Below are 21,474 nucleotides of genomic sequence, written 5' to 3' on the forward strand. Positions count from 1 at the left end.
CTTGATTTTTCCGGCGGAGCTTTGCAAGCTCGCTGATAAGGTCTTCCTCGGTTTTACGGATTTCCCCGGCTCTACGTGCTTGTTTATGCCACATTTGCGCGGTGATGCGAAATTCCGAGCTTGGGAGCCACCCCAACAGGCAGCTCGAATCGAGACACCTTCCGACGTGACTCTGCTTTCCACCAGGCGAACCACACGGTCTTTAAACTCCTGATCAAATTTCCTTACCATAATACCTATCTTCCTATCTAATCAACCGAAAGAAAACCTGAACCAGTTCACTAGCTGCAGATTTATCTCAATTTTTGAAAATTAAAACTTTTTTTAAAAAATGCTTGTGCGCCATGATGCGCTGTGGTAATTTAGGTTCCACGCAAACGTTTGCTTAATTTTGCATTCTATCCGAGCAAAGGAGACAAGGAATGCCCAAAAGTGACTTTTACCTAGGGACAACAGCTCTCAACGAGGAGGAAAATCGTGGATAGCATTGAGATAACTGGCATCGAAATTGTTCAGGACAAGGAAAGAACCGCTAAGCCCCGCAATTTGTTCTTGCCGTGGTTCGCTTCCAACATATCTGTTTTCGGGATGAGCTATGGTGCATGGATTCTTGGCTTTGGGATTTCTTTTGTCCAGGCTGTAATCATTTCCATCATTGGAGTTATCTTGTCCTTCGCTATATGCGGTGTTATCGCACTGGGTGGGAAAAGAGGCTCCGTGCCCACAATGGTCATGTCCCGTGCGGCTTTTGGAGTCAACGGAGCCAAGATTCCGGGTGTGATTTCCTGGCTCACCTCAATCGGGTGGGAAACTTCCTTGGCGATTACCGCAGTGCTAGCAACAAACACCATCCTAGCGAGATTGGGATGGGCTGGAGATGATTCAACTGTCGTAAAAGCTATAGCTGCGGCCATAGTAGCTGTGCTGATAGTGTTAGGAGCGGTTGCCGGGTATCACATCATCATGAAGATGCAGGCTGTTTTGACCTGGGTGACAGGCATCACAACCATAATCTACATTTTACTGGTTTTTCCGCATATCGATTTTGCTGCCATTGTAACCCACCCGAATGGGTCACTCGCCTCCATGCTAGGCGCTTTTGTCATGGTGATGACAGGAATGGGACTAGGTTGGGTAAATATAGCGGCTGACTGGTCACGCTACCAAAGCCGCGAGACTCCAGGTAGCCAAATCGTGTTCTGGAACACATTCGGCGGATCATTGGGTCCCGTTTTCCTTATTAGTTTCGGTTTAATGCTGGCAGGGTCGGACGAGAAACTTGCAAATGCCATCGGTGGTGACCCAGTGGGAGCGCTGGCGACGTTGCTACCAACTTGGTTCCTGGTGCCTTTCCTCATTACCGCGATTCTGTCCCTCTTGTCGGGTGCTATCAACGGGATTTACTCCTCAGGTTTGACACTGTTGACCTTGGGAATCCGCATCCCACGCCCGCTGGCTTCACTAATTGATGGTGTGATACTGACCTGTGGCACCATTTATGTCACTTTCTTTTCCCCAACCTTTATTGGTCCGTTCCAGTCCTTCCTGGTCACGCTAGGCGTTCCTTTGGCGGCCTGGACTGGAATCATGATGGCGGATATCACCTTGCGGAAAAAAGATTACGACGAGGAAGCGCTCTTTACCACAAGCGGCAAATATGGAAGTTATAACACTATCTCCCTGGTGATTCTTGCGGTTTGCTGTTTCATTGGTTGGGGACTGGTAATCAACGGCTTTGCGGACGCGCCTTTCAATAACTGGCAAGGGTATTTGCTCCCGCTGGTTGGCGGCAAGGACGGAGCGTGGGGCTCTGGCAATATTGGTGTCATATTGTCTCTTATCATTGGGTACGCTGCTTACTACGGTACCCACGTTAAACGGGTACGCAGTCAGGAATTAGCCTAGGAGAACACGATGGCAGATTCCCGACAAGAAGCGTTAGAGTACTGTCTGAAACGTACTCCACAACGTATAGCTCAGGTGAAAGCTGCGGTGCAGTTAATTCAAGAACGTACCCAGCGGGAAAACCATGATGTGTTAGTAGTACTAGGTTCGGGACTACACGATACTGTGTGTAATTTAGGAAAAAACCCAGTAGAGCTTCCACTCAAGGAGCTGCTTGGAGCCAAAATACCAAGTGCACAGGGACATGGAACTCAAATTGTATCTGTGCAGATTGAAACCGAGGCTAAAACAGTTAACATTCTGGTTTGCACCGGCAGAATCCACCTGTATGAAGGACACACCCCTGCAGATCTATGTTTCGTGCCTCAGGTTGCAGCTATGACCGGCATCCAGGCCGCGTTTTTGACTAATGCCGGCGGCTGTCTGCAGCCGTGGGAACTGGGTGATGTCATGGCAATCCGAGATCACATCAACTTCAGTGGAGCATCCCCCTTTACCGGGCCTGTGTTCGTAGACATATCCCAGGTTTGGGATAGTGACTTGACTGCAGCGATTAAGAAGCATGCTTCCCGTTCTGGAGTGTATGCAATTTCGCGAGGGCCAGAATATCAAACCCTCGCAGAATCGATAATGATGCGAAACAACGGTATCGACATGGTGGGTATGAGCACTGTGTTGGAAGCTATAGCCTTGCATCAACTGGGAGTTCGGGTGTGCGGGGTATCAGTTACATCTGATTTAACCTTTAGCTCAACGCCCACTACCCATTCTGAAGTTTTACACGCAGTGAGAAGTGCAATTCCCTGTGTACAGAATTGCCTATATGAAGTAATTAACGCCTTATATTAAGGAGGATTAGGATGAAAATAACCAAGAGAATTATTGCGGTCGCCGGGGCGTGTGCCCTTGCCAGTGTGGTTGGCGCGCCCGCCGCGATTGCGGATAAGGGCACGGCCAGTGGTGACGTTGTGACTTTGGATTGAAGTGGTTCAGGTTTTCTTCCGATTGATTAGATAGGAAGATAGGTATTATGGCAAGGAAATTTGATCAAGAGTTTAAAGACCGTGTGGTTCGCCTGGTGGAAAGCAGAGTCACGTCGGAAGGTGTCTCGATTCGAGCTGCCTGTTGGGGTGGCTCCCAAGCTCTGTCCTGGAAGTAGAAATCGCGACATTAGAGTGGGTGTCATGGTGGAACACCACCAGGCTACACGAAAACCTCAACTACCAAACACCCCAAGAAACCGAAAACCAATACTGGCAAAACACCAGAAAGCATGAAATAATAAAAAACAAGGTACACGCCCAGGAAGCAAACCCAGACCACTTCAAATCGTCATACAAATCTTGCCGCGCAGTTCCGACTGGCACCTCATGAAGACGACGGAAAACGAACCACACGCGCACAATGCGCGGCGGCCACCAATTAGTGGTGTCACGAGTCCGCGATGAGTTCCTTTGAAACCGCGCGGCGCACATAATCCGAGACAGTCACGCCTTCATCCTGCGCCTTGCTGGCAACCAGATTCCACACCCCCACCGGCACATCCGCACGCTTTTAGCCTGCATAGGGGCATCCCGTTCCCAGGCACGAGGCTCTACTGTCTCCACGACCGAGTTAGGAAACCCCACCTCAGCTTCCGCCGCCCATTTCTCGACATCAGAATCATCAAAGGGAACCCCATTCATATCGAAATACTTCATTGGTAAAACTCCTTCCGGAAAGATTCAGTCAGATAGTTAGCGTGAAAAATCAGCACCCCGAAATCAGTGCGCACCAGGCACAGCTCAAGTGGCAACCCGGTATCAGACCAACCAATCAACGCATAGCGTTGCGGCTCCGTATCCCGGTCACGCTCCCGAACCCGGATAGTTTGGCAAGCCAGATTAGTAAGCGGCAAGAATCTGGTCACTAGACAAACCGTGCTTATAGGCATGGGGATGAATCCGAATCAACATAGCGAACCTGCCTCGAAACACGCAATGTCACACACTGACGTGTTTTACCACAGCACCTTTCAAACCCGCCCCTGCTCGGAAACCAAAAACTCAAGAAGATTCAAGGTGGTGGTGCAGCGGGTGGATTTTCGGCTGCCGCCTCATGAACCCGAGGCGGCAATGACCCCATCCGAGTCGACACAACGGCTCAACCGGCTCAACCGGTTCAATCGATGCAACCAGAATGCCAAGACCGCCCCGACCACGCCTACCCCGGCCATGAACACGAAAATAATCGAAAACCCGACCCCGGGGTTATTTTCATACGCATCCAAAATCGCCCCGTTAAAGGAATCTTGAAGGACTCGAAGGAGGCATAAATCAACTCCCCACTAAACACTACCGTGAGGAAGGCTCCCAACTGTTGCTTGGTTAAGAATCAGTTTCGTTTCAACAGGTTCATATTTTTCCTCGCTGATTCCTTGGCCACAAGGGTGGCGCTTACTTATCTCAATATTGCTGCCTTAATATTTGCCCAACTATTGGCAATAATTATATCAAACACATTCCCTGCGGCGAGGATAACCCACTGCTCTAAAAGTTAGCCTGCACCCCCTGCAACAAGGTTATTGCCGGTATTCGGTTACAGCCTCACTACTCGCTCAAGGCAGCATTTTTGTGTACCATCCGGTAATCCGTTGCGGGTGAGTAATCGCAGTTCCCACGCAGGCAAAGTGAATCGGGAATTCAAAGACGCGCTGCAAATCTTCGGGACTGTGAATCCGCCCCTCGACCACCACCGGAGCATTCACCGCCAGGCACAAGGCTTCAATGAAACGCAAATCTGGGCCTTCGGTGGCCGGACGCGAATACGCATAACTATCGGGGGTGTATCCTGCCAAGGTTGTCCCAATCAAATCCGCTCCGGCGTCTTCAGCGGCTTTCGCGTCTTCCAGGGATGCGCAGTCAGCCATGACTGCCGCCTGGGGGAAACAGTCATGAATGGCCGCGACTGCGTCGGCGAAGGTCTCGCCCGCTCCGCGTTCACGCAAAGTGGCATCTACCGCCACAATATCTGCCCCGGCTTCGATACAAGCCTTGGCGTGGGCAACGGACGGGGTGATATACACGCCGTCATGTCCGGCTTTAATCAGCCCGATAATCGGGACTTCCACGGCTTGACGCACCGCGATAATATCGGCCAATCCCTGTACTCTGACTGCGGACGCACCCCCCGCCACTACCGACTGCGCCACTGCTGCGGTAATATCCGCCCGGCGCATCGGCTCGCCGGGATAGGCCTGGCAGCTGACCACCAGTTTGCTTTTAAGTCCTGCCACTAACTGTTTACGCGCTTCGTTCATTTTTGCGAATTCTCCTTAGTCTTGTGTCCCCTCTATCCCTTTCCCCTTTCATGAGGGGCAAGCCGGGGTTATTGATTTAACTCTAGAACTATCCTTGTTTCAGGTTTCCCAAATAATCCCAAATCTTTTTGGCCGCCCCCACCAAGGCCGCCTGGTTCCCTAACTGAGCCTTAACCACGGGAACCTCGCGCAGCGCGTCCACCAGTTGCTCCCGATAGGCCTCGCGTAGTGCGCCCCACCATAGTTCACCGCTGTTACCCAGTCCACCCCCTACAATCACCAGTTCTGGGTCGAAAATGTTTACGATTGTCCCCAGGGCACGTCCGGTTTCCCGCCCGGCTTCCCGGTAGGTTTCCAAGGCCAGGGGATCCCCACTTTCGGCCATTTTCTCCAGAGCTTTCGCGCCCGTCACCGCATTATCCCCGCCTTTTTCGTGATACCAGGCCACCAGTCCCGGTCCAGAGGCCACGGCCTCCAGGTGTGGAACCTGCCTCCGACAGGTACAGGCGCGTTTAGTGGCCAAAAAAGTCGGCAGATGCCCGAAGTCTCCGATGGTACCACGCGGGCCGACCATAATTTCGCCGTTCATCATCACGGCTCCCCCGATACCGGTTCCCAGCGCCATCATCGCCAGATTCATCTTGCCAACACCCGCGCCTTTCCAAGCCTCACCTCGCAGATGCGCGTTCACATCGTTTTCCAGAGTTACCGGCAGCCCAGTTGCGGCCTCTACCCGTTCTGCCAAGGGGGTGCCAGCCCAGTCTTTGATGGCATCGGTAGCAGCAATAATGTTTCGTCCTGCCGCATCTACCACCCCAGCTGAGCCAATGCCCACCCCAACGATGTTTGCCCCGCCGGCCGTACCGACGGCTTGCAAATCCTGCACCAGCCCCGCCACGGCAGCGACCACTGCCTCAGGACCTTCCTGTGAGGGCGTGCAAACTCGCTGCTGGTCATGCAGCCTGCCGTCAGGGTCAGCAAGCGCCCCCGCAATCTTGGTGCCGCCTAAGTCTATGACTGCCACTTTTTCTGTCACTACTTGACTCCTTTGTCTGTTTCACTCGCCTTGGCTCGGTTATGTTTCGGGTTGGGATTGGGGTGGGATTCATGAGGTGCCAGCAAAATCAGCTGGCACCTCATGAAAACGAACCTTTCTAAGGCAACAACCCGACCTCGCGCAACACGCCGCGCACGTGTTCCACGTTTTCCCCACTCAAAGCGGTGACTGGCTCGGGCATCGTGTTAGACGCAAAAATGCCCAACAGCCACAATGCGGTCTTGAACGATCCGATACCGGCACCAAAACCACCCACACCTTTAACGTTTACGATGCGCATCAGGCGCGCCAGGCGGTCTTGTTCCTCGCGAACTTTCGCCCAGTCTCCGGCCTGGAAAGCCTGCCATTGCCGCACGTAACCGGCCGGGTCAACGTTACCCAGTCCGGGGACAGAACCGTCCGCACCCGACAGGTAAGCCCCATCAACTACCACTTCATGTCCAGTCAACAGGGACAGCGGGTGTCCAGCATCCTTGTTATCTAAACAGAGCTGGCGGAAAGCCACGTCGTCACCCGAGGAATCTTTGACCCCCGCGAGCACCCCTTCTTTACCGAGACGCAGCAGCAAATCTCCCGGCAGTTTCGTGTGGACACACACCGGAATGTCATAGGCCCACACCGGCACCGGAGAGGCTTCGGCCAACAAACGGAAGTGGCGTTCCACCTCGGTCATGGTTTGCAGGGCGTAAAAAGGTGCGGTGGCCACCACAGCATCAACACCCAAGTCGGCGGCACGTTTGATGTGTTCCTTGACGCGATTGGTTTCCGTGTCGATAACTCCAGCCAGAACCGGCACGCGTCCCTTCGCGAATTCCACGGCAGCCTTGAGGATTTCATCGCGGCGCCGATCCGTGGAAAACACTACCTCGGAGGATGAACCCAAGACGAACAGGCCATCTACGCCACCGGATATCAGGTGTTCTATCAGTTTCGCGTAAGATTCCCTGTCGAAGTCGTGGTTTTCGGTCAGGGGGGTTACTACCGGGGGGACAACACCCCGAATTTCCTTTTTCATTGCTATCCTTCTTTACAGTCTTGCAGTTGTTTAGTTGTTGGCCTCGAATTAGCCGAGGTCTACTCCAGCTGGATGCAGCAAACTCGGAGCCGCCCCCAGCAAGGTCTTGGTGTAGTCGTCTTTAGGTTGGAAGAACAGCTGATCGGCCGGTCCTTCTTCGACAACTTTTCCATGGTTCATCACGGCAATACGATCCGAAACATAACGCACAGTTTGAATATCATGTGAGATGAACACCATCGCTAACCCGTCTTCTTTCAGTTCGGTCAACAGATTCAGAATCTGGGCTCGCACCGAAACGTCTAGGGCGGAGGTCGGTTCATCTGCGATAATCACATCCGGTTCTAGGCTGAGTGCTCGAGCGATGGCCACGCGCTGACGCTGGCCACCGGAAAGCTGGCCGGGCAGAGCATCCAAAGCGGAATTTGGCAAGCCCACTTTGCTTATCAGCTCGTGTACCCGGGCTTCTTGTTGCTCCGGGGTGCCGCGGTGGTGTACCCGCAACGGGTCACTCAGCTGATCTCGCACACTCATGCGCGGGTTCAGGGCAGTGGCCGGGTCTTGGAACACGACCGAAACCACTTTACCTATCATGCGTCGATGTGTGGCAGAGCGTTTAGTGACTTCTTGGCCTTTGAAAAAGACCCGGCCTTTGGTGGGCAGTTGCAGCCCGCACATCACATTGGCGGTAGTGGATTTCCCACAGCCTGATTCACCCACGATTCCCAGGGTTTTACCCGGTCTTATTTGCAGGCTCACACCTTGTACAGCGTGCACCCGGTTGGGGTGGAAAATCGAACCGGTACGAGTTTTAAAGGTTACCTCGATGTTTTGCAGGTCGATGATGGGGGTTTCTCCGTTTGGCGACGTGCTTGGCGACGTGCTTGACGAGGTGGAACTAGCGGTATTTTCGCTCATGGCTAGGCCTCCTTTCCAGTGGTTTCATGGTATTCCGGGGCGGGCTCGTAAACGCCGGGTTTGGCTGGCAGTGCCGCATAGACGTGGTTCGGTCCCACCGGGCGTAACTCGGGTCGAATATCCATGCCATAGTCCGGGTGTGAGGAACGCGGCGCGAAACGGTCGCCTTTGGGGAAATCCCGGGGCGAAGGCACCGTGCCGGGCACTTGGTGCAACCGGCCTTTTCCGGATTCGATGGACAGAACCGCCCCCAGCAAACCACAGGTGTATTCGTGTACCGGATGGGTCAGCAACTCCGAGGTTCCCGCTTGCTCGACCACCTGACCGGCGTACATCACGGTGATAGAGTGCGCCACTTCCGCCACCAAAGCCAGGTCGTGTGACACGAAAATCATGGCGAAACCGAGTTTTTCCCGCAAATCGTTTAGCAACGCCACCACTTGCTTTTGTACGGTTACGTCGAGTGCCGTAGTAGGTTCGTCGGCTATCACCAGTTTCGGGTCGCGGGTCAACGCCATGGCTATCAACACTCGCTGACGTTGTCCCCCAGATAGTTCGTGAGGGTACGATTCCAAGGTACGTTTCGGGTCGAGTCCCACCAATTCCAGCAGTTCTTCGGCGCTGCGAGTGCCGCCGCGGGAAGTCAGCTGTTTCATCTGGGATCTAATCAGCATGGCCGGGTTGAGGCTTGACAGCGCATCTTGATAAATCATGGCCATTTCGTGCCCTAGCAAGGCCTGACGTTCAGCGGGTTTCATCTCTAGGAGGTTCTTGCCTTGATAGAGAATTTCCCCGCTAAGCTCCGCGCGTGAATCAATCAACCCCATAATCGACAGGGCAGTAATGGATTTACCGCAACCGGATTCACCGACCAATCCCATGGTTTCCCCGGGTCGCACCGCGAAGGACACGTGGTCAACCACATTGGTGTCGCCGTGGCGGGGGAACTTGATGCACAAGTCCTTGACTTCCAGCAGGGGGGCGGCGGTGGAAGATGCTTTGAACCGGTCTTTACGTTTGGTTTCCACCGCGTTCAGCGCATCGAGCCGGTTTTGCAAGCTTTCGGCCTGGGTACGGTAGGCAACCCGGGGATCCATGAGTAGCCTGTCGGCTTCGCGTTCCGCCGAGGTTTGCGCCACTTTCACCTGTGCCGAGGCCGGGGCGGCCACCATCGCGTCGGTGATTCCTTCGGAAAGAATATTTAGGCACAACACGGTAATCATAATCAACAGACCGGGGAACAGTGCTGTCCACCAGGCGCCTCGCAGGATAGAGCCGGAACTTTGTGCCTCGGACAACACGTTGCCCCAGGTTGAAACCATGGCTGGTTGCAGACCGGAACCGATGAAGGTTAGCGAGGCTTCCAGAATAATCGCGTCCGCGACCAAAACCGTGGCGAAAACCAGCACGGGCGCGGCGGTGTTACGCATCACGTGTTTGACTAGAATCCACGGCGCGCGAGCCCCGCAGACAATCACGGCGCGCACATAGTCTTCTCCGTAGGCTGCCATCACATTGGCGCGTACGATACGCGCAATCTGGGGGGTGTATACGAAGGCGACTGAGGCGATAATCACGCCTACCAGGCCAATCTTGTTGCCCGGGTCAAAGAGCCTCGAGAACACCAGCACGGTGACTGCCGCCATGGCGATGCCCGGCACGGCCATAATGATGTCGAGGATACGCATAATCACTTCGGAAATCCAGCGACGTACCACCGCCGCGATTGATCCGATTATCGCCCCAACAATCAAGGCTAGCAGGGATGACAGCAGCCCAATTACCATCGAGTAGCGTCCCCCATAGAGCAAGCGAGCGAAAATATCGCGGCCGGCGTAATCCGTTCCAAACAAGTGTTTCCCGTCGGGTGCTGCCAAAATCGCATCGGTGGAAACAAAGTCGGGAGTATATCCGACAAAGAACGGGCCGATTATCGACAGGAGCACCATAATAGCCAAGACGAAAACGGATATCCGTGCACCCCAAGACATGGCTCGGAAACGATAAAAGTACTCCTTGTGTGGGGTTGCCTCGGTGGTTTTCGCCCCACTCGCCTTGGTGTCGGCTTCATGAGGTGCCATTTCTGTGGTGTTCATCGGCTGGAAGTTAGAGCTATTTGAAATCGTAGAATCTGACATTTCTATTCCTCCCTATACCGAGCGAATCCGCGGGTTAATCAACAGGTAGAGCATGTCTACGATGATGTTTACAATAATGAAGGCCAGGGCAACCACCAGGGCAGCTCCTTGAACTACTTCGACTTGGTTTTGCTGAATACCTTGCACCAGAACCTTGCCCATGCCTTGAATACCGAAAATAATTTCGATAACGACTGCGCCACCCATCAGGTAGCCGACTCGCAACCCCAGCACGGTCACCGGGGTAATCAGGGCGTTTCTTAGCACGTTACGTCCGATGACAATGGCTTTGGGAATACCGGCGCCCTGTGCGGTACGCACATAGTCACGGTCGAGTTCCTCTACCACCGAAGTACGCACCACACGAGTCATTTGACCGATTACTGGCACCGCCAGGGTCAGGGATGGCAGGAACATTCGAGATAACCATCCCCCAAAGTCAGCACCGGGACCCAAGAGTGGCGGTAATGGACCGGCCACCATGCCCGGGAAAATACTCAGGCCAATTAACACCAGCATCGCGCCTAACCAAAAAGAGGGCGTACCAATGGACACCACCGAGATGATGCGAATCAGCTGATCTGGCCATTTGTCTCGGTAGAGCGCGGCCAAGACACCCAGTGGGAAGGAAAATAACACGGCGATTATCAATCCAAAAAAAGTCAGCTGCAAAGTTATCGGCAGCGCCGGGCCGATGAGCTCACCTACCGAGTTATTGGAAACCCCGTAAACCCCAAAATTTCCTTGCAATATTCCAGCCAGATAGTTGGCATAACGAATCAGCATCGGAACGGGGGTACCGTCAGCGTAAGTGTAGCCGTGGGCTACGCGAAAGGCTTTAACTTGCGCCGCGTTAGCGGCGTTATCCCCTAGTGCCGCATAGGCGGGATCCGTGGGGGAAAGCGACATGATAAAGAAGACCAGGAAGGTGACACCTATTACCATAATTGGCAGGGCTACCAGTCGGCGACCAATCAGCCTTAGAAGATTGTTCAAGGCTCCACTCCTTTGTGATAAGACTGTGGGATGCGTGTGACACGCAGAGTATAGGACTGGGAGGAAGGCGAGGGCATCGCCCCCCTCCCAGCAATTACTTATGTTATTGTGGTTCTCGATTCGAGAACCGTGTGGCTCGAGACCAAGTTATTTCACGCTCACGCCCACGGCTTCCAAACCGGTGGTGCCGATGGCTTTGAAGTCAACCACCTTGTTGGGGTTGTAACCAGTCAGCATGGTGCGATGGAACAGTGGATAGAGCGGTACCTTTTCCGCAATTAGGTCTTGTACCTCGCCCCACTTGGCTTTGGCTTCGTCCCCACTCAACTGCTGAGCGGCCTGGATGCCTTCGGCTATCTTCTTGTAGCCTTCCGCGTCGGACTTTTGGAAACCGGTGCGCTTCTGAGTCCACACATTGTCTCCGTACCACCAGTTCACGATGATGCCGGGGTCAGTGCCGAATACGGAGGGGTCACCAGGTGCCATCACCACATCGAAGTCCGGGTTCTCGGAGTCGGTCGTGGCGTAAACATCAGCAGAAGCCTTAGAAGTTACGTTTACTTTCAGCCCCGCAGCCTCGAGGTTTTGTTTTACTAGCGGTGCCAACTGGGCAATCCAGGGGTGGTCGGTGGTCAGCAGGTTCACAGTTTTACCAGCTACCCCAGCCTTTTGCAGCATCTCCTTGGCCTTTTCGGGATTGTAGTCGAACTGGGTAGCAGCCTTCTTGTAGTCAGGGTTAGACTCTGGCAAGAAGGATGTCGAGACTTTAGCTTTTCCTTCCAAGGTGGTGTTAATCAAGGTTTGCTTGTCAATGGCGTAGTGAAAGGCCTGGCGTACTTCAGCTTTGTCGAATGGTGCCTTGGTAGTGTTGAACATAAGGAAGGGGTTGTTATAGCCCGGAACCTCGTCAACTTTCCATCCCGCTCCGGTCAGTTGCTTCACGAATGGTGCCGGTACACTCTCCATCACGTCAATGGTGTTGGCCATTGCTGCGGTCAGACGCGCGTTGTCGTCTTTCAACACATCCCAGTGCATCTTGGAAACCTTTGCTGGATAAGGCCCGTTGTAATTCGGGTTCGGCTCAGCCTCTACCGAGGTGGGGGTGATATTGGTGTACTTGAAAGGACCAGTACCGATAGGCTTTGAAGTCAAATCATCGAAGCTAGCTGCCTTGGGAACAATCTTGATGTCTACCAGACGCTGTTGCAGAGCACCGAAAGGGTACTTTAGTTTGATAGAAACAGTCGTGTCGTCCTTGGCAGTCATGGAATCGATAAAGTCGAAGAACTGCTTATAGATACTCTCCACGGGTTTACCGTCGGCTCCGGTTTCACCCTTTACAATGCGTTCGAAAGAGCTAATCACATCCTCGGCTTTCACTTCGGTGCCATCAGAGAACTTCGCTCCATCACGCAAGGACACTTCGTATTCGGTATCACTGACTTTATTCGGTTCGCCCTTCGCTAGTGCCGGGTACACCTTATAGTCAGCCATATCGAACTCGTACAAACCCTCGACAATGTGCCAGTTTGTCCCCATCGCCAAGGCAGATGAGGTGTTGGAGGGGTGATAGTTCGTGGTTTCGTACATCACACCCAGGTTGAGGGTTCCAGTAGCACCGCTGGCTGGGGCTTCACTAGCACCGGTGTCTGCGGGCTTGGCAGTGCCACCACCACAGCCCGCCAAGACCAAGGCACCTGCAGCGGCTATGCAGGCCAGCGATGCGAGTCTAGTTTTTTTGAATGAAATCATACAAAATCTCCTCGTTGAGTACAGTTTCCCCCCTAATCGGGATTAACACCAATGTACCACCCCACAACTTGTCTGACAAGCTTTTTCGGGATTTAAATTAAACTTTCAAGCAAAAATCCCGGGTTTCACCTGCCATATCAACAAAAACTAAAAAATTTTCCAGGTAAGAGAATGGTAAAGTTCCTATAAAAATACTCCACAAGTCCGACAATTATGGGTATATTTGTCATATGACCGAGCTAGCCGATGAGACTATTGTCACTCCCAAGATTCGCCGCCGTACCTCTGGGGATGCCGCCACTGCTGCGGAGCAGATTAAAGCCCTGATTTTGGGTCAACATCTCAAACCCGGTGATTCTCTACCAACAGAATCGGAGCTAACGTCTACCCTGGGTATCTCCCGTTCTTCGGTACGTGAGGCGCTGCGCCATCTCGAGGCTCTAGACATTGTTAAGGTGCGCCGGGGCGTGGGGGCTTTCGTCGGTCCGCTGTCCATGTCAGCGCTGGTAGAAACTCTGGCCTTTAAGACGATTCTGACGGCGGGCAATGACTTGCAAGCCTTGCGAGAAGTCATAGCGGTGCGACGCTACCTGGATTTGGGGCTGGCTCCTACTGTTTGCCAAACTCTAAGGGGAAACCCCCAGCCAGGTTTAGAGACCTTGGTGCGCCTCATGCGCACGAAGGCCGAAGCGGGGCAGACCTTTCCCGATGAAGATTTCGCTTTTCACGATGGAATTTTGGCATTACTTAACAACGACTTGGCACGACAACTTGTAGCCTCGTTTTGGCAGGTTCACCTGGCAGCTTTGCGTTCGATGGAACCTCCCAATCATGAAAGTCTCTTGACCAGTGCCTCCGCACATGGGGAAATACTGCGCGCTGCTACTGCTGGTAATATCGCTGAATATCAGCAGGCTATTATCCGGCATTATTCCCCGGTTTATTCCGCCCTCAATCTAACCTAAATATCGGTTCCAGTTGAAATACCGCGCCGCTTGGAGCGGCATCGGGGGGATATTGCGCCACAATGTCGCCTTGGACACATAACTGTTGGTTGGTTAGCGCGGGACTGATGGTGCAGGTCAGCTTGGTTGCTTTGGGTTTTTCGTCTTCATGAGGTGCCAGCTCCTTTATGCCCATTTCTTCCGATTGGCGCTCTTCCCCAGAACAACGGCCATCACCGGTTCGGCTCCCCAGTTCTCCTCGTAATTCGTGTCCTGTCTGAACCGGGGTCAGCACCCATTTTTGGGTGTTACGCGCCTCGGCTGTATCCCACCCTGCCGGCCAACTCGCGTCCTCGACCGGCTCACAAAGCTCTACTGGGGCACCACTCTCGGTTACAACCCCTAAATGCTTGCCACCACTACGAAGAGCAAGATTTTGCCCGCTGGCTAAATCAGTCAAGGTCACGTACCGGTCTTGAGTCCAGTCCACTCGCCAAGGTCCAGGTGCAACCGAGTCAAGCTGAGCAATTCGATAGATGCCCTCCGGCACACCCGGTTCTGGCCACGCGGACACGGTGGCGCGTCTACGTGCTTCCTCCCAGGTCACGCTAGCTTTCTTTCCGTTACTGTCCAAGGCAGCAACCAGCAACAAAGAATCCTGTATCGCTGTCCAAACCTCGTGTTCGGTCTGATAGTAGGAAGTATCTGGCCAAATGGAAACCCGCAAGCCTAGCTGTGCCTCCGCTAAAGCGGGATTCAAGCGTTGCCCGCCGATGAACTCCCGTCCATCCCAGGTGGATTCCCACAGCGCCTTCGCATCCACCCGGTAAGGAGCGTGCGAGCGAGACCAATAGAGTTTCTCGGTGGCGTTAATTAACTTATGTCCACGTCGCGCCAGTTCAGCCACCCGCAGTCCCTCATCTTTCCAGTATTCCACCACAATATTGTTATCAACCGACACCACCGGGCTATTGTGTATCCCATCATTCCAAATCCGCAAGTTATATTCTTTCGCCCGAACATGCGCATTGACTTGGTTAATAAACCCGTTGAATACATCGTAGGGTGTGGCGTTTTCTCCGTAGGTTTGCCGGGCATAATCAAGTATTTGTGGGTAATTGTCGTAGGAGTCGTGAATCATATATTCATCGGCTCCCATATGCCAATACTTGGCGTATTTGGGAGTAAATACTTCTAGGTACTCGTCAACTAGATTCAAATAAAATTCGACAGCGCGCGGGTTAGTTAAGTCTAAGCGTTCGCAGTCCCCAGTGCTGCCATCTTTGCGCTGCAAAGCCAGGTAGGGATAGTTTTCCAACCATACCCCCATATGTCCCGGCGTGTTTATTTCCGGTATGACTTGTATTCCTAGTTCACTCGCCCACTGCAGCACCTGTTTGACTTCGCTCACAGTATAGTAATGCCAAGTATTAGCCGCCGGGTAGCGCGTGGATTGCATCTTCATTTCCCAGACCAGCTCGCTAAACCCAAGCTGTTGCATACGCTGCAGCAAGCGCCTCATGAAGCCCAAAGAAATCCCCACTTGACCGGCACATAAAGTTACGCCGCGAGAAGTTAGTGCGCCTTTTTTTACATTTTCATTTTCATGAGGTGCCATTTGCTTTTTACCCTTTAACTGAACCGGCAGCCAGTCCGGATTGCCAATATTTTTGCAATCCAAGGAACAAGATAATCAGCGGAATTACTCCAAACAACGCCCCCATCATAACCGCACCTTTTTCGGGGTTAAAGTAGCTCATCATCCCGTAAAGACCTAAAGTCACCGGCTTCAATGTCTCGTCAGAAAGCATCATCAGCGGCAGCAGGAAGTTATTCCAGCAAGCCACAAAGATAAATAGAAATATGGTGACCATCGCCGGAGCCAAAATACGGAGCACCATGGTAAAGAAAATTCGAGCTTCGCTAGCTCCGTCTATTCTGGCGGCCTCTATCAGTTCGGTGGGTACCGAGGTTTGAGAATATACCCTTCCTAGAAACACCCCGAAAGGCGAAACACAGCATGGCACTATAATTGAGGCCATAGTATTGGAAACCCCCAAGTGTAAGAACACGATATAGAGCGGCACGGTCAGTAGGGCAGCGGGCATCAACAGTCCGGCCATAATCACTCCGGTGGCGATATTCTTACCGGGAAATGCGAATTTCGCCAGGGCATATCCGGCCATTACTGAAATCAGGGTGCCAATCGCTGCGGATACCGTGGAATAAATCAGTGAGTTTAATACCCAACGCCAAAAATTGCCACGTGTCCAGCTCATGAGTTTTTCATAATTTAAACCGATAGCATCAAGCAGGCTCTGACTTTCAGAATTTTTTCCGTGTTCAGCAAACCACAAGCCAAAGCTAGTGGCCAACTCCGAGTTGCTCTTGGTGGCGGAAATAATCACCCAGTAAATCGGGAACAGGAAGTATATCAAAACGAGTACCAGCACAAATGTGGTAATGCCGCGTGCCAGACGAGAAGGCGCGATGGCGCGCGGTGGCAAGCCTTCCTGTGAGGGACAATACACCAGACCTTCGGGGTGCCGCTTATTCACTAAAGTCTGGGTTTTTCCGGGCATCTTAGTCATTGCCGCCCACCTTTCTGTCTACCAGGAAATAGCCTACGGCCAAAACCCCAGCAATCAGTGCCATTACAATCGCCACGGCAGAGCCCGGGCCATCCCCGGAAGGAGTGAGGGTTCCCATGGTGGTGTTATACGCCATCATCATGGGGGTATAGGACTTGCCCATCCAGGGAAGGGCGGAAGACATAACCTGAGGCTCGTTGAAAAGTTGAATCGTCCCCACAATGGAAAGCAACACTGCCAGCAGCGCCGCTCCACGCAGCATAGGAACTTTAATCCGCGTCATGATTTGCAAGCCGCTGGCTCCGTCAATGCGTGCCGCCTCGGATAGCTCAGCGGGAATGGCCTGCAGTGCTGCCAGGAATATCAGCATGTTATAACCGGTGTATGTCCAGGTGGTCATGTTCGCCATTGAGGCCAGGATGACGTTTTTGTTAAAAAAATCCACCGGCAAACCTATGGCGTGGAGTCCTTGTACCAAGGGCGAAACCTCGGGGTTGTACAGATATAGCCAAATCATGGCGGCCACTACCCCGGGGATGGCGAATGGTAGGAAGTATCCTAGTCGGTAAATAGTGACATGGCGGGTCAGGAAAGAATCCAGCAACAAGGCTAGCACCAGCGCCATCAGGATCATCACCGGAACTTGGAAACAGGTATAGAGCACCACCCGCCCGATGCCTTTCCAGAACTCCGGGGAAGCCACCGTGTACTGGTAGTTTTCTAGTCCGACAAAGATATTTTGGATTTCTCCGCCGCCGTAGGGTCCTCCCCCTACAGTTCTGAGTCGAAAGAAGCTGGAATACAGGGAAACCAGAATTGGCACCAAAAAGACAACAGTGAACAGAATCACGAATGGAGCCATAAAAGCCCACCCGGTAATAGCCTGAGAGCGTTTTTGCCAAGACATCTTTTTGGCGTTGGTTGCGCCTTTTACCGCTCTAGTATCTGCCTCTTTGTAGTTGGCAGTCTTTTGCTTAGTGTCACTCACGTTCTGCGCCTCATTGTCTTATCTTGTATTGGATAGCAATCCCCACAGCTGGCGCCCACTGGGTTTGTAGAATTCCCAGCGGGCACCCTCCGTAGGTTCACCGGTTTTAGGAGACCTTCAAGTTAAGGTTCTTCAAGGCTTCTTTCGCCGTATCAGCATTCCATTTGAAGAGATCTGCGACTTTGCCACCGTCGACAGCCTTCTGGGCTTGTTCCGCATTCTGTTGTACCGACGACCAGCTAGGAATGTAAGTAAACGGATTCATGGTTTCGTTGGCCTTGGTCAGCTCCGCTGCCACATCTTGGCCGCCATAAAATTTCGAAACCTTTTCCGGGGTGGTCATTTTGCCCTTAGCCGCAACCACCAAGCCTTGGGATACCAAAGCCTCAATCTGGGTGTTGAACCAGGCGTTAAACTCCATAGCCTGAGCGGGAGCCTCGCAGCCCTTGATTACAGCCACTCCAGAACCCCCGTCAGGACCAGTGGCAGCTTTGCCTCCGAATGAAGGCAGCTGGGCTACTGCCCATTTGCCTTCATTCGGTGTCCCTGCCATATCACCAGCCAACAGGGGTGCCTCCCAGGCGGCACCGATGGTGCCAATGATATTGTCGTTTAACGCTGATTTCCAGGTTTCTTCGCTCCACCTTTGCACTGTGGCGGTAGCCTTCGCATCTAGCAGTTTTTGCCAGAAGTCAGCTACTTTAGCCGATCCAGTACCGGAAGTATCTACCTTCCAGGAATCGCCTTCCACCTTAAACCATTGATCCCCCGCAGCGGCAGAAAGAGCGGGCAACATATTGCCTGCCTCATCGGTCTGGTAGTCCACGATGTACTTGCCTTTGGCAGCAGCTTTCTTAGCCTCTTCTATTAGTTCATCCGAGGTGGTGGGTACCTTCAGGCCGAGTTCCTCGAAAGCGGCTTTGTTGTAGTAGTACACCAACGGACCGGTGTCTTGGGGCAGACCGAAATACTTACCATCAACACTCATGGAATTAAGCGGTGCTTCGGCAAATTTGTCTTTGTATTTGCCAATTTCGCCACTGACATCTTCGACCAGCTGCTTGACGTATACCTCTGCGAGGTCAGCGTATCCCACTTGCGCTAAACATGGAGCAGTACCAGCCTTGACATCGGTTTCCAGTTTCTTAATCAGCTCTTGAGGCTTACCGTCAAACTTAGTGGCCTCAACTTGGATATTGGGGTGTTCTTTGTTCCATTCGGCTACCACATCCGCGACCTTGGTCATGCCGTCCCCATCAGGCAAACGGTGCAGATATTTGATGGTAACGGGTTTCTCAGATGCTGGCGACTTTGCCTCCGGCGTCTTTGTTTCGCTGGCACCACCGCCACAGGCGCTGAGTCCAGCTAGAGCCAAGGCACTGATACCCGCCATAGCGGTAATTTTTAGCATTTTTCGAGAAGATTTCATGTTCTCTCTTCCTTCCTCGGAAAATTACAAGGTGACGCGTCCACGCCACTGGATACCACTCTATGACATTAGCTGCGTTTACAGGGTGTTTTTAAAGCAACTTAATCCATTTTGAATCGCGGGGTGACAGTTTTACCGCTAAATCTTGCGATCCAAGCAATGCTGTTTCAACCGTCTCGGCACTATTGTTATATACAAACAGGCGACGTGCTCCGGGATAGTGCGCGACTTCCACCCGGGAATCCGCTGCCAGATAGTGTTCCGTAACGTAATCTTCCTGGCTGGCCACCCAGTAAATCGCGCGATGCAGCACACGACTATTGACATGGTTATAGGGCAATCCGGCCAGATACACCGCCCGCCCCGAACCGTAATCATTGACGGCCACATCGACGCTGCCACTAATGAACTGTAAAACATCGCCGCCTGTCGGCACGACAAAACCCGCACCCGGCCCGATGTCTATCAAAGCATCCTCGCGTCCCGGCTGGGGTTGCGGGTCAATTTCCAGTGCGTTTATTTCTTTTAGGCCACGCCCTCGGCTGGGTTTGTCGTCTAAGTCTGACAGGATAAAGTGCTGGTCTAAAACCTGGACGTAACGGTCGGTGGAAAGCGACCAACTGCGTTCCAAATCAACCCCAAATACATCCGATAGCTGGAAGAATGCCCCACTACCAGGAACTTCAGCAGCGCTGGGATGCCCGATGCCAATAATCCCACCGCCATGAGCCACAAAATCTCGCACCATGGTGCAAATCTCGGAGTCAGCCCAGTAAGCTCCCCCAGAAAAAGCGGTGCCAGCCGCTCCGGCGTTAATCACCACGTCCACGTCCGCCAAGGCTCCAGCGCGTACATCCTCGAAGTTGATGAATCTCACTTCGAAGGGCAGACCTGCCAGGGCCTCCAATACGCCTTCATAGGCATAGGTCTGGAAATATGGCTTGGCATGTGCCACCATCGAGGCCATCCAAGAACGGCGCTTGCCCCAGGCATTGAGCACTGCGACTTTCACCGAGGCAACAGCAGGTTTCTCTCCTTCGGTTTCCTCGTGCAAGGAACGGAATTCTTGCGCAATCTCCCCTACACGCGACACGAATTCCGGGAATTTCAAGACTAGAGACAAATACCCGCCGTATCCCATTCGGTCTAGGGGACTGCGCACAATAGCGCGGCGAGCTTGCAACCAACCAGCTTCTAGTTCTGCCAAGGGAGTGCCCCCCTCATGGAATACATCGGGGAAGAAGTACGGCAGGAAACGTCCTTCGGTGTATTTCACGCCGGGGATATCTGATATCATGCGGCAAGTAGTGGCCGATCCCACTGAGCCCACCACGGCATCGAGTCCGATAGTGGCAAATTTCTCGCCGTATGGTTCCACTCCTATCCAATGGTCTCCAAGAAACATCATGGCTGTTTTCCCGGCGGCGTGGGTTTTTTCCACCAAAACCCGGGCTTTTTCGGTCACAAAGTCGTTGATAAACGCAATCCAGTCTAGGAATTCTTTGCGCGGCACCCGAAATGCGCTGTTGTAGTACCCTTCGTCTACAAAATCTTCGGGTGTCAAGGCATAGCCGTATTGCCGTTCAAAGTCTTGCAACGCGGCTTCCGACACGGATCCGAGATACCCGAACCATTCCACGAGTTTTTCTTTTTCTCGATTGTTGAACACCAGCATGAATTGATAGAAAAACGTCGTGAAGCGTACCACGTCAACTTGCGGGTTGTCAGCCAGCCATTGATCCATTCCAGCCTTGACATATTCCCAAGTCTCGGCGTGGCGAATGTCGTAGGGCTGTTCGCGCACTTTACCGGGCACATTCTCCCAGTGGTTGGTGATGTAGTTGTACATCTGTACCGGATCCCAGTTTTGCCAAGCTAGGAAGTCCACAGTATAGACGTGTCCGGCTTGGGGTCGGGTAACGGTTACGGTGGTTTGTGCTCCGGTTCCGTTTATTTCCCATTCATGAGGTGCCAGCGTCTTTCCAGTGCTCCGGTCGATTACTTGCCAGTACTTTTCCAAGTCACAGTCAGCCACAGGTTCTACTTGTAGCTCCAAGTAGCCTTTCATTACCTGGATTTCGAGCGGTTGAGTATCAAGCGCGGGGCACCGCTGCGACATAAGAAAGAATTGCGGGCGATCTTGGGGGTGGGCTTTAGCCCAGTCTTGATCCCCGCGTCCCACGAAGTATGTCTCGTAAATTTTGGCTCCGAGTTGGCTGGCTATAGGGGGTAAATCCGTTCCGTCGGAGTTTCTGACCGCATCAGCACCCCATAGGTCAGCTACTTCTTGGATTTGGGCATCAATGCCATTTTCTATGGGCAGCGTGAAGCGTCCTTTGCTCACTGGATTCCCCCTTCTTTGGATGATTTAAGATGATTAAGGTTTAGGATGATTTGAAATCCTGGTTCTAGAGTAGTGGAACTCGAACCAGTATATATCGCG

At 52.9% G+C, this 21,474-nt stretch carries 20 protein-coding genes; 6 read left to right on the plus strand and 14 right to left on the minus strand.

The annotated features are described in order from the left end of the window. Window positions 1–477: 477 nt before the first annotated feature. Genes HMPREF0577_RS04950 through HMPREF0577_RS11980 form a run of 4 tightly spaced genes read left to right on the plus strand, consistent with a single transcriptional unit; the run spans window position 478 to window position 3,064 of the window. Window positions 478–1,905 (plus strand): purine-cytosine permease family protein, encoded by a 1,428-nt coding sequence (locus HMPREF0577_RS04950; protein WP_004012621.1) that lies wholly within the window; start codon window positions 478–480, stop codon window positions 1,903–1,905. A gap of 9 nt (window positions 1,906–1,914) precedes the next feature. Next, window positions 1,915–2,754: a purine-nucleoside phosphorylase gene (locus HMPREF0577_RS04955; RefSeq protein WP_004012622.1), complete on the plus strand. Its 840-nt coding sequence runs from the start codon at window positions 1,915–1,917 to the stop codon at window positions 2,752–2,754. A gap of 11 nt (window positions 2,755–2,765) precedes the next feature. Next, complete coding sequence (locus HMPREF0577_RS04960) at window positions 2,766–2,888, plus strand: hypothetical protein (protein ID WP_004012623.1); 123 nt, start codon at window positions 2,766–2,768, stop codon at window positions 2,886–2,888. Between the two features lie 47 nt (window positions 2,889–2,935). Further along, window positions 2,936–3,064 (plus strand): hypothetical protein, encoded by a 129-nt coding sequence (locus tag HMPREF0577_RS11980; protein ID WP_004012624.1) that lies wholly within the window; start codon window positions 2,936–2,938, stop codon window positions 3,062–3,064. Window positions 3,065–3,392: 328 nt separating this feature from the next. Here HMPREF0577_RS11980 and HMPREF0577_RS04965 read toward each other — a convergent pair whose 3' ends face one another. Further along, window positions 3,393–3,605, minus strand: a complete 213-nt coding sequence (locus HMPREF0577_RS04965; RefSeq protein ID WP_004012626.1) for a hypothetical protein — start codon at window positions 3,603–3,605, stop codon at window positions 3,393–3,395. Then, window positions 3,602–3,838 (minus strand): hypothetical protein, encoded by a 237-nt coding sequence (locus HMPREF0577_RS04970; RefSeq protein WP_004012627.1) that lies wholly within the window; start codon window positions 3,836–3,838, stop codon window positions 3,602–3,604. Before HMPREF0577_RS04970 ends, HMPREF0577_RS04965 begins: the two co-directional genes overlap by 4 nt. 46 nt (window positions 3,839–3,884) lie before the next feature. Here HMPREF0577_RS04970 and HMPREF0577_RS04975 point away from each other — a divergent pair, with 46 nt between their 5' ends. Then, window positions 3,885–4,199, plus strand: a complete 315-nt coding sequence (locus HMPREF0577_RS04975; protein WP_169757666.1) for a hypothetical protein — start codon at window positions 3,885–3,887, stop codon at window positions 4,197–4,199. A 302-nt stretch (window positions 4,200–4,501) separates the two neighbouring features. Here the strand turns inward: HMPREF0577_RS04975 and HMPREF0577_RS04980 are convergent, their stop codons facing one another. The 7 genes from HMPREF0577_RS04980 to HMPREF0577_RS05010 form a co-directional block, all read right to left on the minus strand. Beyond that, window positions 4,502–5,203 carry an N-acetylmannosamine-6-phosphate 2-epimerase gene (locus tag HMPREF0577_RS04980; protein ID WP_004012629.1) on the minus strand — a complete coding sequence of 234 codons (702 nt, stop codon included), beginning with the start codon at window positions 5,201–5,203 and terminating at the stop codon, window positions 4,502–4,504. A gap of 88 nt (window positions 5,204–5,291) precedes the next feature. Continuing rightward, window positions 5,292–6,239 (minus strand): ROK family protein, encoded by a 948-nt coding sequence (locus HMPREF0577_RS04985; RefSeq protein ID WP_004012630.1) that lies wholly within the window; start codon window positions 6,237–6,239, stop codon window positions 5,292–5,294. Window positions 6,240–6,357: 118 nt separating this feature from the next. Beyond that, complete coding sequence (locus HMPREF0577_RS04990) at window positions 6,358–7,275, minus strand: dihydrodipicolinate synthase family protein (RefSeq protein ID WP_004012631.1); 918 nt, start codon at window positions 7,273–7,275, stop codon at window positions 6,358–6,360. A gap of 48 nt (window positions 7,276–7,323) precedes the next feature. After that, window positions 7,324–8,193, minus strand: coding sequence for an ABC transporter ATP-binding protein (locus HMPREF0577_RS04995; RefSeq protein ID WP_004012632.1), 870 nt, complete (start codon window positions 8,191–8,193; stop codon window positions 7,324–7,326). 2 nt (window positions 8,194–8,195) lie between these two features. Next, on the minus strand, window positions 8,196–10,331 hold the full coding sequence (locus HMPREF0577_RS05000; RefSeq protein WP_004012633.1) for a dipeptide/oligopeptide/nickel ABC transporter permease/ATP-binding protein: 2,136 nt from the start codon (window positions 10,329–10,331) through the stop codon (window positions 8,196–8,198). Window positions 10,332–10,343: 12 nt separating this feature from the next. Then, window positions 10,344–11,327, minus strand: coding sequence for an ABC transporter permease (locus HMPREF0577_RS05005; RefSeq protein ID WP_004012634.1), 984 nt, complete (start codon window positions 11,325–11,327; stop codon window positions 10,344–10,346). A 147-nt stretch (window positions 11,328–11,474) separates the two neighbouring features. After that, on the minus strand, window positions 11,475–13,079 hold the full coding sequence (locus HMPREF0577_RS05010) for an ABC transporter substrate-binding protein (RefSeq protein WP_004012635.1): 1,605 nt from the start codon (window positions 13,077–13,079) through the stop codon (window positions 11,475–11,477). 230 nt (window positions 13,080–13,309) lie between these two features. On the opposite strand from HMPREF0577_RS05010, the gene HMPREF0577_RS05015 reads away from it, so the two are divergent. Then, the gene (locus HMPREF0577_RS05015; RefSeq protein ID WP_004012636.1) at window positions 13,310–14,044 is read left to right on the plus strand and encodes a FadR/GntR family transcriptional regulator; all 735 of its coding nucleotides are present in this window, start codon (window positions 13,310–13,312) and stop codon (window positions 14,042–14,044) included. Here HMPREF0577_RS05015 and HMPREF0577_RS05020 read toward each other — a convergent pair. From HMPREF0577_RS05020 to gnpA, 5 genes are all read right to left on the minus strand, one after another. Beyond that, complete coding sequence (locus HMPREF0577_RS05020; RefSeq protein WP_248613698.1) at window positions 14,031–15,704, minus strand: family 20 glycosylhydrolase; 1,674 nt, start codon at window positions 15,702–15,704, stop codon at window positions 14,031–14,033. The two genes, HMPREF0577_RS05015 and HMPREF0577_RS05020, sit on opposite strands and share 14 nt — an antisense overlap. Next, complete coding sequence (locus HMPREF0577_RS05025; protein ID WP_004012638.1) at window positions 15,649–16,614, minus strand: carbohydrate ABC transporter permease; 966 nt, start codon at window positions 16,612–16,614, stop codon at window positions 15,649–15,651. Before HMPREF0577_RS05025 ends, HMPREF0577_RS05020 begins: the two co-directional genes overlap by 56 nt. Then, the gene (locus HMPREF0577_RS05030) at window positions 16,607–17,602 is read right to left on the minus strand and encodes a carbohydrate ABC transporter permease (RefSeq protein ID WP_004012639.1); all 996 of its coding nucleotides are present in this window, start codon (window positions 17,600–17,602) and stop codon (window positions 16,607–16,609) included. The genes HMPREF0577_RS05025 and HMPREF0577_RS05030 overlap by 8 nt, the downstream gene beginning before the upstream one ends. A gap of 106 nt (window positions 17,603–17,708) precedes the next feature. Beyond that, window positions 17,709–19,031 (minus strand): ABC transporter substrate-binding protein, encoded by a 1,323-nt coding sequence (locus HMPREF0577_RS05035; RefSeq protein WP_004012640.1) that lies wholly within the window; start codon window positions 19,029–19,031, stop codon window positions 17,709–17,711. Between the two features lie 91 nt (window positions 19,032–19,122). Further along, complete coding sequence (gnpA, locus tag HMPREF0577_RS05040; protein ID WP_004012641.1) at window positions 19,123–21,375, minus strand: 1,3-beta-galactosyl-N-acetylhexosamine phosphorylase; 2,253 nt, start codon at window positions 21,373–21,375, stop codon at window positions 19,123–19,125. Between the last annotated feature and the right edge of the window lie 99 nt (window positions 21,376–21,474).

Origin of the sequence: Mobiluncus mulieris ATCC 35243 (assembly GCF_000160615.1) — a bacterium.
Taxonomy (GTDB): Bacteria; Actinomycetota; Actinomycetes; order Actinomycetales; family Actinomycetaceae; genus Mobiluncus; species Mobiluncus mulieris.